Source organism: Nonomuraea sp. C10 (assembly GCF_008017515.1).
GTDB lineage: Bacteria > Actinomycetota > Actinomycetes > Streptosporangiales > Streptosporangiaceae > Nonomuraea > Nonomuraea ferruginea.
The window spans coordinates 242516-256494 of the sequence record NZ_VPFF01000001.1; the positions used below are offsets into that span (position 1 = coordinate 242516).

Here is a 13979-nt window from a genome sequence, read left to right on the forward strand (position 1 = left end):
CCGTCGTGAGGGCACTACCGCGCCGTCCAGCCGCCGTCGACCGGCAGGGACACGCCGGTGATGAACGAACCGGCCGGCCCGCACAGGTAGGCGGCCAGCTCGGCCACCTCCTCGGGCTCGATCAGCCGCTTGATCGCGGCCGGCCGCAGCATGATCTCCTCCACCACCTGGTCCGGGCCGACGCCGTGGACCCTGGCCTGGCCGGCGATCTGGCCCTCGACCAGCGGGGTGCGCACGTACGCGGGGCAGACGCAGGTGGAGGTCACGCCGTGCGGCGCCCCTTCGAGGGCCAGCGTCTTGGAGAACCCCTCCAGCGCGTGCTTCGCCGTCGTGTAAGCCGACTTGTACGGTGAAGCGCGCAGTCCGTGCACCGAGGAGATGTTGACGAAACGTCCCCACCCTCTCTCGTACATGCCCGGCAGCACCCGGCGCGCGATCAGGAACGGCGCCTCGACCATCACCTTGAGTATCGCCGAGAACACCTCGGGCGGGAACTCCTCGATCGCGGCCACGTGCTGGAACCCGGCGTTGTTCACCACGATGTCGACCGGCTCGTCCGGCAGCGCGCCGACGAACCCGGGGTCCGTCAGGTCGGCCACCACCGCCACGCCGCCGACCTCCGCGGCGACCTCGGCGGCCGGCTCGGCCAGCCGGTCCACGACCAGCACCCGCGCCCCGTCGATGGCCAGCCGCCTGGCGCACGCCGCGCCGATCCCGCTCCCGGCTCCCGTCACCAGCGCAGTCCGCCCAGTCAGCTCCTTCGCCATGGGTCCGACCCTAAGCGTCGCCCCTCGGGCCACGGCATGGGTGCTCACGACATAGATCGGTGCAGCCCTATGTGTGGGCGCTCTCCTGATACTCTTGCGCTCATGACCGCGTACCCGATGCTGTGGTGGCCCGCCTTCTAGGCGGTCCTGCAGCGCGCGTACGCACCCCGGCCGCCTCGACGAGGCGGCCACCCGGCAAGGGGCGCCCCCCGTCGAGCATTCGAGACGAGAAAGGGCGTCATCCATGACCGGCACCACCACCTGGCCCGCACTGCTCACCACGCTCCTCGACGGTGAGCCGCTCAGCTCGGCCCAGACCTCCTGGGCCATGTCGGAGATCATGTCGGGCGGGGCCACGGACGCCCAGATCGCCGCCTTCGCCGTCGCCCTGCGCGCCAAGGGCGAGACCGTCGCGGAGCTCTCCGGCCTGGCCGACGGCCTGCTCGCCGGGACGTCCGCGATCAGGATCCCCGGTGAGACCGTCGACCTGGTCGGCACGGGCGGCGACCGGGCCGACACGGTCAACGTCTCCACCATGGCCGCCGTCGTCGCCGCCGCCGCGGGGGCCAAGGTGGTCAAGCACGGCGGCCGGGCCGCCTCCTCCAGCACCGGCGCCGCCGACGTCCTGGAGGAGCTGGGCGTCGTCGTCGACCTGCCGCCTGCCGCCGTCGTGGAGGTGGCCGAGGAGGTGGGCATCACGTTCTGCTTCGCCCCCGTCTTCCACCCCGCGCTCAAGCACGCCTCACGCCCGCGCCGCGAGCTGGGGGTCCCCACGGTCTTCAACTTCCTCGCCCCGCTCACCAACCCGGCCCTGCCCACCGCCTCCGCCATCGGCGTCTACCACCCGACGATGGCCGAGACCATCGCCGGGGTGCTGGCCGAGCGCGGCGCCTCCAGCCTGGTCTTCCGCGGCGACGACGGCCTGGACGAGCTCACCACGTCAGGCCCGTCCACCATCTACGTGGTACGCAAGGGCACCGTCAGCCGCACCCGCTTCGACCCCGCCGACCTCGGCATCCCGCGCTGCGATCCCGGCGACCTGCGTGGCGGCCCGCCGGCCCGCAACGCCGAGGTGGCCCGCGACACGCTGTCGGGCGTGCGCGGGCCCGTCCGCGACATCGTGCTGCTGAACGCCGCCGCCGCCCTGGTCGCCGCCGAGGGCGCGCCGGGGGCCGACGACCTCACGCCCGCGCTGGAGAAGGCGTACGAGCGAGCCAGGACGGCGGTCGACAGCGGAGCCGCCACCGACCTCCTCGAACGGTGGGCCGCCGCCACCCAGCGGCAGACCGCCCGTTAGGACGGGCGGGTCATCGACAGCACGTCGAGTGCGGCGTCCAGCTGGGCTTCCGTCAGGGTGCCGTCAGCGACGTGACCGCGCTCGATGACCACCTCGCGGATCGTCCTGCGCTCCGCGAGGGCCTGCTTGGCGATCTTGGCGGCTTCCTCGTAACCGACGTACCGGTTGAGCGGGGTGACGATCGACGGGGAGGACTCGGCGTACTCGCGCATGCGGTCGACGTTGGCCGTGATGCCGGCCACGCAGCGGTCGGCCAGCAGGCGGGAGATGCCGGCCAGTAGGCGCACGGACTCCAGGATGTTGCGGGCGATGACCGGGAGCTGGACGTTCAGCTCGAAGGAGCCGGAGGCGCCCGCGAAGGTGATGGCGGCGTCGTTGCCGATGACCTGGGCGGCGACCATGGCCGTGGCCTCGGGGATGACGGGGTTGACCTTGCCCGGCATGATGGACGAGCCCGGCTGCAGGTCGGGCAGGTTGATCTCGCCGAGGCCCGCGCGGGGGCCGGAGCCCATCCACCGCAGGTCGTTGGCGATCTTGTTGAGCGAGACGGCGACGACCTTGAGCTGGCCCGACAGCTCCACGATGGAGTCCTGCGTGCTCTGGGCCTCGAAGCGGTCGGCCGCCTCGCGGAAGTCGATGCCCGTGGCCTCGCGGAGCTTGGCGATCGCCTTCTCGGCGAAGCCCGGCGGGGTGTTGATGCCGGTGCCGACCGCGGTGCCGCCCAGCGGCAGCTCCAGCACGTGGCCGAGAGCCCGCCGCACCCGGACCACGCCGTGCTCGATCTGGGTGGCGTAGCCGCCGAACTCCTGGCCCAGCGTCACCGGCGTGGCGTCCATCAGGTGGGTCCGCCCGGCCTTCACCACGTCGCCGAACTGCAGCTCCTTGGTCCGCAGCGCGACCGCCAGATGCTCCAGCGAGGGCAGCAGGTGGAACGAGACCTCCGTCGCCGCCGCCACGTGGATCGACGTCGGGAACACGTCGTTGGACGACTGCGAGGCGTTGACGTGGTCGTTCGGGTGGACCGGACGGCCCAGCCGCTCCTCGGCCAGCGTCGCGACGACCTCGTTGACGTTCATGTTGGAGGAGGTGCCGGAGCCGGTCTGGAAGACGTCGACGGGGAAGTGGGCGTCATGCTCGTTCTCCGCCACGTCGGCGGCCGCCTGGGCGATCGCCTCGGCCAGGTCCTTGTCGATCACCCCGAGCTCGCCGTTGACCTCGGCGGCCACCGCCTTGATCAGGCCGAGGGCGGCGATGTGGGACGGCTCCAGGGCACGACCGGAAACGGGGAAGTTCTCCACCGCCCGCTGGGTCTGCGCGCGCCACTTGGCGCTGACGGGGACGTGCACCTCGCCCATCGAGTCGTGTTCAACGCGATACTCGGTCATGCCTCCCAGTCTTACCCACAGCGGGCGGATCAGTTCGTCAGCAGTGCCACGACGAGGATGGCGATCACCACGGCGGCCGCGGCGGCCACCCCCATGAGCACCAGCATGCCGGTGCGGTTGCTGGGGCGTTGCTCGGGGCCGACGATCGAGAACAGGTCGGTGCCGAGACCGGGCGCGTCGTCCGGCTCCGGCGGCAGGGCCGGCGGGAACTGCTGCTGCTGCTGCCGACGCGGCGGCATCTGCTGAGGGCCCGACGGGTGCGGCATCTGCTGCGGGCCCTGGCCGGGCTGCTGCTGCGGCGGGGCGGGCGGGTAGACCTGGAGGCCCGGGGAGTTCGGCTGGGGGCGGGGGAGACGGGTCGTGGTGAAGGCGCCCTCGTCGGAGTGCGGCCCGCGCTGCGGGGGCGGGCCCTGCGGGCTCGGCGTCTGGGGGAGCGGGGTCTTCGGGCGCATCATGCTGACGGTGCGCTCCGAGTCCTGCGGACGCTCCTGCGCGGGCGGGCGGCTGAACGCGTCACGTCCGGCGCCGTACGGGTTCCCCCCACCCGGTCCCGCGCCGTACGGGTCGGAACCGCTCGGTCCCGTGCCGTACGGGTCGGAACCGCTCGGTCCCGTGCCGTACGGGTCGGAACCGCTCGGTCCTGTGCTGTGGGGGTCGGACCTGCTCGGTCCTGGGCGGCCGTGCGGGTCGGTGCCGGCGTAGGGGTTGGCTCCGGCGGGGCGGGGGGCGCCCGCACCGGGGGAGGGGGGCGTCTGCGCGGCCGGGGCCTGCGGGTACGGGCGGTCGCCAGGAGCGGGACCGGGGCCGAAGTGACTGGGCCCGCCCGACGAGCCGGGGAAACCGGCGGGAACGGGGCCGGCGCCCGTAGGGACCGGGCCGACCTGCGGCGAGGCGCCGGGACGGGGGGCTTGGGGCAAGGAGGGCTCCTGGTCGGCGAGTGACTCGGCCGTGATCACCGGCATCTCGCTGGTCGGCGTGTCTGCGACCATCCGCAGCATGGTCTCCGCCTGGGCGGCGTTCAGCCGGCGCTGGTGGTCCTTGTTGAGCAGACCGTCGAGCACGGGCCGCAGCGGGCCCGCCTGGGTGGGCGGGTCGGCGCTCTCACTGAGCAGCGCCGCCAGCGTCTCGGCGATCGTCGCCCGCTCGTACGCGGGACGGCCCTCGACGGCGAAGTAGAGCGTCGCCCCGAGCGACCAGAGGTCGGACTCGGGGCCGGTGTAGTCGCCTCTGGCACGTTCCGGCGCGGTGTAGCCGGGCGAGCCGATGACCATGCCGGTCCTGGTCAGCTTGGAGTCGCCCTCGGCCTTGGCGATGCCGAAGTCGGTGAGCACCACGCGCCCGGTCTCGGTGATCAGCACGTTGCCGGGCTTGACGTCGCGGTGGGTGATGCCCTGGGCGTGCGCGGCGCGCAGCGCGCCCAGCAGGTCGACGCCGATCTCCGCCACCAGCCGGGGCGGCAGCGGCCCCTCCTCGTCGATCACCTGTTCCATGGAGCGGCCCTCGACGAGCTCCATGATGATCCACGGCCGGTTGGCGTGCACGATGACGTCGTGGATGGCCGCGACCGCCGGATGGCTGATGCGGGCGGCGAGGCGCCCTTCGCGGACCATGCGTTCGCGCAGCTCGGCGCGCTGCTCCTCGGTCAGCCCCGAGTCCTGGCGGATCTCCTTGACCGCGACCTCGCGGCCGAGCGCGCGGTCACGGGCCCGCCACACGGTGCCCATGGTGCCGCGGCCGAGCGGCGCGAGGAGCTCGTAGCGCTCCGCGAGCAGGTGCGTCTGCTGTTCCGGCATGAGAAGAAGATATCGATTCTCGCTTGGGAAGTGCTTTACCCTCGCTTGCGAAGTTCTCTAGGCCAGAACCGCCGAGGAAGGAGCAACTTTATCACCGTAGCCATGAAACGGGCATAAGTGGATGGCATTGGACGGGATTCGACCCGCCTGCGGTGGACACCCTCACCCGGCCGGCGTTCCTGACGCTGGGGGGGAACACTCAACGGGGGTGTGGTGACGTCGGCCCGGTGGAGGCCGCGGTGGGTGGGCCGGCGTGCGAAAGCGGGCGCGCTCGGCACCATCGCGGGACGCGGGAGCCTGCGCGGGGTCAGCGGCTCCTCGGCCGAGCCGCCCCCCGCGACGCGGGTCAGCATCAGCGAGGCGCGCACGGAGTCGAGGCGGGTGTGGGGGTCGATGCGGAGCAGCGCGTCCAGGACCGGCGCGAGCGGCCCCGCCTTGCTCATCGGGATCGGCTCGCCACTGGTCAGCGCCGCGAGCGCGGCGGCCGCCGTACGCCGTCCGTGGAGGCCGCGGCCCTCGACGGCGGTGTAGAGGGTCGCGCCGAGCGACCACAGGTCGGCGGCGGGGCTGGCCTTGGAGCCGAGCACGCGCTCCGGCGCGATGTAGCCGGCCGAGCCGAGGACGATGCCCGCCTGGGTGATGGAGACGTCGCCTTCGAGCGCGGCCAGGCCGAAGTCGGTGAGCACCGCGCGGTCCTCGGTCACCAGCACGTTGCTGGGCTTCACGTCGCGGTGGAGGATGCCCTTGGCGTGGACGGCGCGGAGCGCGCCGAGGATCTGGCGGCCGATCTCGGCCACCCTGCGCGGCTCCAGCGGCCCCCGCTCCTGGATGAGCTGCTCAAGGGACCTGGCGCGGAGCAGCTCCATGACGATCCACGGCCGGTCGTCCTCGGTGACCACGTCGAAGACCGTGATCACGGACGGGTGCGCCACCATAGCGGTCGCCCGGCCCTCGCGCTCGGTGCGCGCGCACAACTCGGCACGCAACTCCTCGTCGAGGACTTTGGGCAGGCGGACCTCCTTGACCGCCACTTCACGATTGAGCAGCTCGTCATGTGCCCGCCACACGGTGCCCATGCCGCCGCGTCCGACCGGCTCCACGAGCCGGTAGCGCGCGGCGAGGAGGTAACCGGAGGGCGCACGCATGCCTGGCAGCTTACCTATTCGTGTAAACCGACCAGTAGAGGCCGGGCCGATTATTTGTTGCGAATCCAAGTCAACTCGCCTGACTGGTCGGGTCAGTGACATGTCATGGCGCTTTCCCCGCGAGTGGTCCGCAGCCCTTCTGAAAGGCGCGCACACGACACCGTCAGCAGGTTGTAAGGCTGTGGTAAGGGCGCGGGGGCATCGTGGGCGCAACGGGCAGGGATCCTCAGAGGAGGCCGGAAACTGTCGGTGCCGGTCGTCAGAATGAAGGCATCCGCCCGAAGGTCGACCGACGAAGACCAGAGGACGTGAGGAAGATGCGCCAGATCCGGGTTCGGCGCCGGCCCCGCAGGCCGAGCGCGACCTCGCTGGACCTTCGCACGCCGTCGGGGCGCAAGCTGCCCTACTGAGACCAGGACAACCAGGAGCGCCACCTGAGAGGTGCGAGATGTGCAGTCACTTCCCCGAATGTCCCAGCGCCGGCTCATTGAACCGTGAGGCCGCTCACGTGCTCAAGGCCCACCCCGACCAGGGCTGGAGCCTGCTCTGCAACGGTGTGGTGCTGTTCGAGGACACCGGCCTGCTGCTCCCCGACGGCTCGGTCGTCGCCCCCCACCGCACGCTGCTCGCCGCCTGAGCGGCCGGTGCCGGGCGTCACCCGGCACCGGCCACGGGTCAGCGCCGCCGGCCGATCGACAGCACCGGCCCGGTGGTGTCGGTGAAGAAGTCGTTGCCCTTGTCGTCGACCACGACGAAGGCCGGGAAGTCGACGACCTCGATCTTCCAGATCGCCTCCATCCCCAGCTCCGGATACTCCAGCACCTCGACCTTCTTGATGCAGTCCTGCGCCAGCCGGGCGGCCGGGCCGCCGATGGAGCCCAGGTAGAAGCCGCCGTACTGCCCGCAGGCCTCGGTCACCTGCCGTGACCTGTTGCCCTTGGCCAGCATCACCATCGAGCCGCCGGCGGCCTGGAAGCGCTCCACGTACGAGTCCATCCGGCCCGCGGTGGTCGGCCCGAACGAGCCGGACGCGTACCCTTCCGGGGTCTTGGCCGGGCCCGCGTAGTAGACCGCGTGGTCCTTCAGGTACTGCGGCATCTCGCCGCCCCCGTCGAGCAGTTCCGCGATCTTGGCGTGCGCGATGTCGCGGGCCACGACGAGCGGCCCGGTGAGCGACAGCCGGGTCTTGACCGGATACTTCGACAGCTCGGCCAGGATCTCCGGCATCGGCCGGTTGAGGTCGATCGAGACGACGTCGCCGGACAGGTGCTCGTCGGTGGTGTCGGGCAGGAACCGCGCCGGGTCCGTCTCCAGCCGCTCCAGGAACACGCCCTCGGGAGTGATCTTGGCGAGCGCCTGCCGGTCGGCCGAGCAGGAGACGGCGATGGCCACCGGGCAGGAGGCGCCGTGGCGCGGCAGCCGGATCACCCGCACGTCGTGGCAGAAGTACTTGCCGCCGAACTGCGCGCCGATGCCGAGCTTCTGCGTCAGCTCGAAGACCTTGGCCTCCATCTCCAGGTCGCGGAAGCCGTGGCCGGACTCGGAGCCCTCGGTGGGGATCGAGTCGAGGTAGCGGGCGCTGGCGTACTTGGCGGTCTTGAGCGCGTACTCGGCGGACGTGCCGCCCACCACCACGGCCAGGTGGTAGGGCGGGCAGGCGGCGGTGCCGAGGGAGCGGATCTTCTCCTCCAGGAAGGCCATCATCCGCTTCTCGTTGAGCACGGCCTTGGTCTCCTGGTAGAGGAACGACTTGTTGGCCGATCCGCCGCCCTTGGCCATGAACAGCAGTTTGTACTCGTCGGGGTGGCCGTGCGGGTCCTCGGCGTAGAGCTCGATCTGGGCGGGCAGGTTGCTGCCGGTGTTCTTCTCGTCCCACATGGTCAGCGGGGTCATCTGGGAGTAGCGCAGGTTGAGCTTGGTGTACGCGTCGTACACGCCGCGGGAGATGGCCTCGGCGTCGCGGCCGTCGGTGAGGACGTGGCGGCCGCGCTTGCCCATGACGATCGCGGTGCCGGTGTCCTGGCACATGGGGAGCACGCCGCCGGCCGAGATGGAGGCGTTCTTCAGCAGGTCGAGCGCCACGAACCGGTCGTTGCCGCTGGACTCGGGGTCATCGACGATCTTGCGGAGCTGGGCCAGGTGGGACGGGCGCAGGAAGTGGGAGATGTCGTGGATGGCGGCCTCGGTGAGCTGCCGCAGCGCCTCGGGGTCCACTTCGAGGAACGTGCGCCCCGCCGCCTCGACCGTCCGCACCCCTTCCGATGTGATCAGCCGGTATTCGGTGTCGTCGGCACCCAGCGGGAGAAGGTCGGTGTAGTCGAAGTCGGCCATGTCCATCCTTTCGATCCGCTAGAAGGGTACGCCTTTGCCGGTCACCGTCCGTCCCTTGGGTGGCGCGGGGGTCGCCTCGGAGGTACGGGAGCGCGCCCCGCTCAGCCCGACCAGGATGCCCGCGATCACCAGCCCCGCCCCGGCCAGGTCGTAGGCGGACGGCGTGGCGACGCCGAGCACCAGCCCGGTGACGATCGCGCCGACCGGGATGAGCCCGGCGAACAGCCCCGCCCTGCCCGGCCCCAGCCTGGGCAGCGAGCTGTACCAGAGCAGGAACGCCACCACGGTCACCACCACGGCCAGATAGCCGAAGCCCAGCGCCTCGGCCGTGGTCGGCACCCGGAGCATGCCCGGCCCCTCGCGCACCACCCCGATCGCCGCCAGCATCGGCACGGCCAGCACCGTGGAGTACGTCGACACCCGGATCGCGCCGAGCTTCGGCAGCAGCGGCAGCGCCAGCACGGAGAAGCAGACCTCGCCCGCCAGCGCGCCCAGCGCCCACAGCAGGCCGGGCAGGTTGCCGCTGCCGAGCCCGGTGGCGAGCGTCGCGCCCGCCACGACCACGGTGGCCCCGGCGAGCAGGCGCGGCGCCGGTCGGCCGCCGGCGAACGCCAGCCAGAGCGGCACGGTGCCGAGGACGGTGCCGACGAGCGCGGGCCCGGCGGCGCGGGCGGACTCGACCACGAACACGTTGAACAGCGCGAGCCCGGTCAGGGCCAGCGCGCCGAGCAGCAGCCACTCCCGGGGCGTCAGGCGGATGAACCGCAGCCCCATCACCCGGGTGATCGCCACCAGGATGACGGCCGCGACCAGGTAGCGCACGGCCTGCCCGCCGTACACGGGATAGTCCCCGACCAGGTCGGACACTCCGGCCAGGGTGCCCACACAGAACATGGCCGCGGTGGCCCCGGCGACTCCGCTTCTCATGGCTGCCAGGCTAGGGACACAATGGTCCGCGTAAACAGTCCAATCCAGTGCTGCGACAGAGGGCCAATGTGGCCGACCTCCATGTGCCGATAAATCGGGAAAAAGGGGGGATCGCCGGGCAGATCGCCTCCCATCTGCGCGACTCCGTCCGTCACGGCCGCCTCGCCCCCGGCACCCGCCTGCCCGCCACCCGCGACCTCGCCGCCGACCTGAGCGTCTCCCGCGGCGTCGTGGTCGAGGCGTACGAGCAGCTCGTCGCCGAGGGGTTCCTCGTCTCCCGCGTCGGCGCCGGCACCCAGGTCGCCGCGACCGCCGCGCACCGCGCCGAGCCCTCGCCGGTCCAGGAGGGCGCCCCCTACTACGGGCACCGCCCGACCTCGCCTGACCTCGGCTTCTTCCCGAGGGAACGCTGGCTGGCCGCGATCCGCCACGTCCTCGCCACCATGCCCGGCGACGCGCTCGACTACGGCGACCCCGGCGGCGTCCCCGAGCTGCGCGAGGAGCTGGCCGGCTATCTGAGGCGGGTGCGGGCCGCCGACGTGCGCCCGGACAACCTGGTCGTGGTCGGCGGCGTGGCCCAGGGGCTGAGCCTGATCCTGCGCGTCCTCGCGGGGGCCGGCCGGCTCCGGCTCGCGGTGGAGGACCCGGGCAGCCACCGCCAGCTCCCGCTGCTGCGCCGCGCGGGCGCGGACCCGGTGCCGGTCCCGGTCGACAGTGAGGGGCTGGATGTGACGGCGCTGCGGGACCGCGCGGACGCGGCGCTGGTCACGCCGGCGCACCAGTTCCCCACGGGCGTGGTGCTCTCGCCCGCGCGCCGGGCCGCGCTCATGGAGTGGGCCCGCGACGGCGACCGGGTCATCCTGGAGGACGACTACGACGCCGAGTTCCGCTTCGACCGCGATCCGGTCGGCTGCCTCCAAGGGCTCGCGCCCGACCGGGTGATCCTGTCCGGCAGCGTGAGCAAGGCGCTGGCGCCCGGCCTGCGGCTGGGCTGGGTCGTCGCCCCGGCCCGCCTGGCCGAGGCGGTCCGCCGCGCCCGGGGCGAGCTGGACCTGGGCTCCCCGGTGATCGAGCAGTACGCGCTGGCCCACTTCCTGCGCACCGGCGGCTACGACAGGCACCTGCGGCGGATGCGCAGGGAGTACCGCCGCCGCCGGGACGCCCTGGTCGAGTCGCTGGCCCGCGAGCTGCCCGAGGTCCGGGTCCTGGGCATCGAGGCGGGCCTGCACGTCTACCTGGAGCTGCCGCAGGGCTGGGACGAGGACCGGATGGCCGCCGCGGCCCGGAAGCTGGGCCTGGTCGCCGAGCCGGTCGGTGGGATGCGCTTCGGCGCCGGCCCGCCGGCGGTGGTGGCCGGGTTCGCCCGGTTGCCCGCGCGCCGCGCTGCGGAGACGATACAAGGGCTTAAAGTCCTTATGTCTGGACAAATAGAGATCTGAGGGTTACAAAGAAGGCCGATCCCAACGGGAGGTGCCATGCGCGTGGGTTTGCTGGGGCTGGGACGGATCGGCGCGTTCCACGCCGCGACGCTGGCCGCGCACCCGCTGGTCGACGACCTGATCGTGGCCGACCCCGTACGGACGTCGCCGCACGGCAGGCCCGGAGACCCCTTCGAGGCCGACGCGGTGGTCATCGCCACCCCCACGAGCACCCACGCCGAGCTGCTGCTGGAGGCGTGCCGCCGGGGCGTCCCGGCCTTCTGCGAGAAGCCGGTGGCCGGCGACGTCAAGGGCACGCTGGAGGTGCTGGAGGCAGCCGGGGGCAACCGGGTGGTGATCGGGTTCCAGCGCCGGTTCGACGCCGGGTACGCGGCCGCGGCGGCCGCGCTGCGCCGGGGCGAGCTCGGCGACCTGCACCGGGTGCACCTGATCACCGCGGACCCCGCGCCGCCGCCCGCCGGGTACATCCCGCTGTCCGGCGGCATCTACCGCGACTGCCACATCCACGACTTCGACATCCTGCGCTGGGTGACCGGCCGCGAGGTCGTCTCGGTGTACGCGACGGGGGCGAACCGGGGGGCCGCCTTCTTCGCCGAGGCGGGTGACGTCGACACCAGCGCCGCGCTCCTCACCCTGGACGACGGCACGCTCGCCACCGTCCAGGGCTCGCGTTACAACGGCGCGGGGTACGACGTCCGCATGGAACTGGCCGGCACCAGGGGCACGAGGGCCGTCGGCCTGAGCCCGCGCGCCCCGCTCACCTCGACCGAGGGGCTGACGCCGGAGGGTGAGCCGTGGCCCGACTTCGTCGCCCGGTTCGCCGACGCCTACCGGGCCGAGCTCGACGGGTTCCTGCGCGGCGCGGACGGCCTGTGCACGGTCGAGGACGCGCTGGCGGCGCTCTTCGTGGCGGAGGCGGCCGAGCTGTCCCGGCGCGAGCGCAGGCCGGTCGAGGTGGCCGAGGTCAGGCCGAGCTCACCGCGGTGAGGTGACCGCCTTCGGCTCGAACCCCCTGGCCAGGACCACGATCGCGGCGGCCAGCACCAGCGGCGCGGCGAAGCCCACGCGCATGCCGGCCGCGTCCGCGAGCCCGCCCACCAGGGCCGAGCCCACGATGAAGCCGACGTAGTTGAACAGGTTGACCCGGGCGATCGCCACCCCGGTGCCCGACGGGTCCAGCCGCCCGGCGGCCGAGAACGACTGCGGCGCCACCACCGAGAGCCCCACCCCGGTCAGCCCGAACGCCACGATGGCCAGCGGCTGGCCGGGCGCGAGCACGATCCCCAGGAAGCCCAGCGTGGCGATCGCCCCGCCCAGCCTGACGACCGCGGCGGGACCGTACCTCCTGACCACCACGTCCCCGGCCAGCCGCACCAGCAGCGTGGTCGCCTGGTAGGCGGCGTAGGCCAGCGGGATCACCCGGGCGTCGGCGGACAACTCGTCCTGCATGAAGACCGTGCTGAAGTTCGACACCGCCGCGTCGCCCACGTACAGGAATCCCATGGCCAGGCAGAGCGGGATGATCGGCCCCCACGGGAACCGGGTCCCGGCGGCGCGCTCCACGGTGCCGGCCCGCTCCTCGTCCGGCGCGTACAGCCGGGGACCGGCGTAGAGCGACCCCGCGACGGCGAGCACCATGGGGATCGCCATGACCGCCTCCAGGGGCAGCCCGTCGCCCACCGCCGACACCCACAGCGCGCCCGCCAGGCTGAACACGCTCCACAGGCAGTGGAAGCCGTTCAGCACCGCCCGGCCGTACCTGCGCTCGACCGCGACGCCCTGCATGTTCATGCCCGCGTCCACCGCGCCGACCGCCACGCCGAACAGCAGCAGCACCGGCACGAGCAGCGTCACGCCGGGAGCCAGGCCGGCGAGCACGACGGCCACCGCGACCGCGGGCTGGGCCAGGCGCAGCAGGAGCCGGCTGCCCAGACGGGCGGCGAACGCGCCCGCCGCCACGCTGCCCACCCCCGCGAACACCGGCACGATGAGCAGCAGCGCGGTCAGCCCCCCGGTGCTCAGCCCGTGTTTGTCCTGGAGGTGCGCGACCTGGGTGAGCAGGGTGGCGAAGGACAGGCCCTGCACCGCGTACACGGCGAAGGTGGCGAAGCGGGCCTGGCGATCACGCGGAGACGGCACGGCGGCCTCCTGAGTGGGGGGAAATCAAACGTGAGGCTGGGTCAGGTTAATCGCTGGGAACGCCGCTCCACCAGCACTCAGGCGAGGTTCTTCGGCCGGCTTTCCACCGCGCCCGCCACGGCGTGCTCCGCCGACAGCTTCTTCCCCGCCGCCCAGAAGCCGAGCGCCGCCACCGCAGCCACCTCCACGGCCGCCAGCCCGCGCTCCACCAGGCCGAGCGGCACGACCTGCCACCACCGCAGCCCGTCCTGCGCACCGAGCAGCACCAGCACGCCCAGCCCCGCCACGTACAGCAGCGAGCACACCCCGAGCCCGAACGCCACCAGCGACGCGGGGCGCCGCACGCCGCGCCGCCACGGCCTGGCGATGATCAGCGCGGCCAGGGGCAGGCACAGGAAGGCCACCAGGCTGCCCGCCCGGTGGATGCTGCCGCTCAGGCTCGGCCCCACCGACCAGTCGTGCTTGGGGAAGTAGGCCGCCACCAGCAGCCCGGCGCTCCACGCCAGCAGCGCGAGGGTGCCGACCGCCCCCGCCAGCCTGGCCCGCGCCAGTGACACCCCGATGGCCGCCGACCCCACGGCCAGCAGCGTCACGCCGAGCCCGAACAGCCAGCCCAGCTCGGTCAGGCCGTGCTCGCTGATCGTGCGCCGCAGCGGGTCGATCTCGCCGAGGGCGGCCACGTCGAGCCCGAGGACGACCACGACCCCGGCGCCCACCGCGCCCAGTCCCCAGCGTGCCGGCCGTCGCACGGCGCCC

Annotated in this window: 12 protein-coding genes; 4 read left to right on the plus strand and 8 right to left on the minus strand. The window is 72.8% G+C overall.

Annotated features, from left to right (window positions below):
• Positions 1-14: 14 nt before the first annotated feature.
• Positions 15-767 (minus strand): SDR family NAD(P)-dependent oxidoreductase, encoded by a 753-nt coding sequence (locus FR742_RS01165; RefSeq protein ID WP_148029179.1) that lies wholly within the window; start codon positions 765-767, stop codon positions 15-17.
• A gap of 244 nt (positions 768-1011) precedes the next feature.
• On the opposite strand from FR742_RS01165, the gene trpD reads away from it, so the two are divergent.
• Entirely contained in the window at positions 1012-2064 is a 1053-nt protein-coding gene (gene trpD / locus FR742_RS01170) for an anthranilate phosphoribosyltransferase (protein ID WP_148029180.1), read from the plus strand.
• Here trpD and FR742_RS01175 read toward each other — a convergent pair.
• The 3 genes from FR742_RS01175 to FR742_RS01185 are packed head-to-tail and all read right to left on the minus strand — an operon-like array spanning position 2061 to position 6387.
• Positions 2061-3449 carry an aspartate ammonia-lyase gene (locus tag FR742_RS01175; protein ID WP_148029181.1) on the minus strand — a complete coding sequence of 463 codons (1389 nt, stop codon included), beginning with the start codon at positions 3447-3449 and terminating at the stop codon, positions 2061-2063. The two genes, trpD and FR742_RS01175, sit on opposite strands and share 4 nt — an antisense overlap.
• Positions 3450-3478: 29 nt before the next feature.
• Positions 3479-5242, minus strand: coding sequence for a serine/threonine-protein kinase (locus FR742_RS01180; RefSeq protein WP_148029182.1), 1764 nt, complete (start codon positions 5240-5242; stop codon positions 3479-3481).
• 35 nt (positions 5243-5277) lie between these two features.
• A complete protein-coding gene (locus FR742_RS01185; protein ID WP_148029183.1) occupies positions 5278-6387 on the minus strand; it encodes a serine/threonine-protein kinase in 1110 nt (369 codons plus the stop codon).
• 448 nt (positions 6388-6835) lie between these two features.
• Here FR742_RS01185 and FR742_RS01190 point away from each other — a divergent pair, with 448 nt between their 5' ends.
• Positions 6836-7024, plus strand: a complete 189-nt coding sequence (locus FR742_RS01190; protein WP_148029184.1) for a DUF5999 family protein — start codon at positions 6836-6838, stop codon at positions 7022-7024.
• 38 nt (positions 7025-7062) lie between these two features.
• Here FR742_RS01190 and FR742_RS01195 read toward each other — a convergent pair whose 3' ends face one another.
• Together FR742_RS01195 and FR742_RS01200 are read right to left on the minus strand one after the other, a co-directional pair.
• Positions 7063-8718, minus strand: a complete 1656-nt coding sequence (locus tag FR742_RS01195; RefSeq protein ID WP_148029185.1) for a fumarate hydratase — start codon at positions 8716-8718, stop codon at positions 7063-7065.
• Between the two features lie 18 nt (positions 8719-8736).
• Positions 8737-9645 carry a DMT family transporter gene (locus FR742_RS01200; RefSeq protein WP_148029186.1) on the minus strand — a complete coding sequence of 303 codons (909 nt, stop codon included), beginning with the start codon at positions 9643-9645 and terminating at the stop codon, positions 8737-8739.
• Between the two features lie 68 nt (positions 9646-9713).
• Here FR742_RS01200 and FR742_RS01205 point away from each other — a divergent pair, with 68 nt between their 5' ends.
• Together FR742_RS01205 and FR742_RS01210 are read left to right on the plus strand one after the other, a co-directional pair.
• Complete coding sequence (locus tag FR742_RS01205) at positions 9714-11084, plus strand: PLP-dependent aminotransferase family protein (protein ID WP_148029187.1); 1371 nt, start codon at positions 9714-9716, stop codon at positions 11082-11084.
• Positions 11085-11120: 36 nt separating this feature from the next.
• Positions 11121-12071, plus strand: a complete 951-nt coding sequence (locus tag FR742_RS01210; protein WP_148029188.1) for a Gfo/Idh/MocA family oxidoreductase — start codon at positions 11121-11123, stop codon at positions 12069-12071.
• On the opposite strand, the gene FR742_RS01215 is transcribed toward FR742_RS01210, so the two are convergent.
• Both FR742_RS01215 and FR742_RS01220 read right to left on the minus strand, forming a co-directional pair.
• Complete coding sequence (locus FR742_RS01215) at positions 12060-13223, minus strand: MFS transporter (RefSeq protein ID WP_148029189.1); 1164 nt, start codon at positions 13221-13223, stop codon at positions 12060-12062. The two genes, FR742_RS01210 and FR742_RS01215, sit on opposite strands and share 12 nt — an antisense overlap.
• A 77-nt stretch (positions 13224-13300) precedes the next feature.
• A complete protein-coding gene (locus FR742_RS01220; RefSeq protein WP_187280939.1) occupies positions 13301-13972 on the minus strand; it encodes a DUF998 domain-containing protein in 672 nt (223 codons plus the stop codon).
• Positions 13973-13979 lie beyond the last annotated feature (7 nt).

Excerpts from the sequence above, each read along its gene's own strand:
- FR742_RS01175 (WP_148029181.1), bottom strand. The coding sequence starts at position 3,449 with ATGACCGAGTATCGCGTTGAACACGACTCGATGGGCGAGGTGCACGTC.
- FR742_RS01210 (WP_148029188.1), top strand. The coding sequence starts at position 11,121 with ATGCGCGTGGGTTTGCTGGGGCTGGGACGGATCGGCGCGTTCCACGCC.
- FR742_RS01185 (WP_148029183.1), bottom strand. The coding sequence starts at position 6,387 with ATGCGTGCGCCCTCCGGTTACCTCCTCGCCGCGCGCTACCGGCTCGTG.
- FR742_RS01190 (WP_148029184.1), top strand. The coding sequence starts at position 6,836 with ATGTGCAGTCACTTCCCCGAATGTCCCAGCGCCGGCTCATTGAACCGT.
- FR742_RS01165 (WP_148029179.1), bottom strand. The coding sequence starts at position 767 with ATGGCGAAGGAGCTGACTGGGCGGACTGCGCTGGTGACGGGAGCCGGG.
- FR742_RS01195 (WP_148029185.1), bottom strand. The coding sequence starts at position 8,718 with ATGGCCGACTTCGACTACACCGACCTTCTCCCGCTGGGTGCCGACGAC.
- FR742_RS01200 (WP_148029186.1), bottom strand. The coding sequence starts at position 9,645 with ATGAGAAGCGGAGTCGCCGGGGCCACCGCGGCCATGTTCTGTGTGGGC.
- trpD (WP_148029180.1), top strand. The coding sequence starts at position 1,012 with ATGACCGGCACCACCACCTGGCCCGCACTGCTCACCACGCTCCTCGAC.
- FR742_RS01180 (WP_148029182.1), bottom strand. The coding sequence starts at position 5,242 with ATGCCGGAACAGCAGACGCACCTGCTCGCGGAGCGCTACGAGCTCCTC.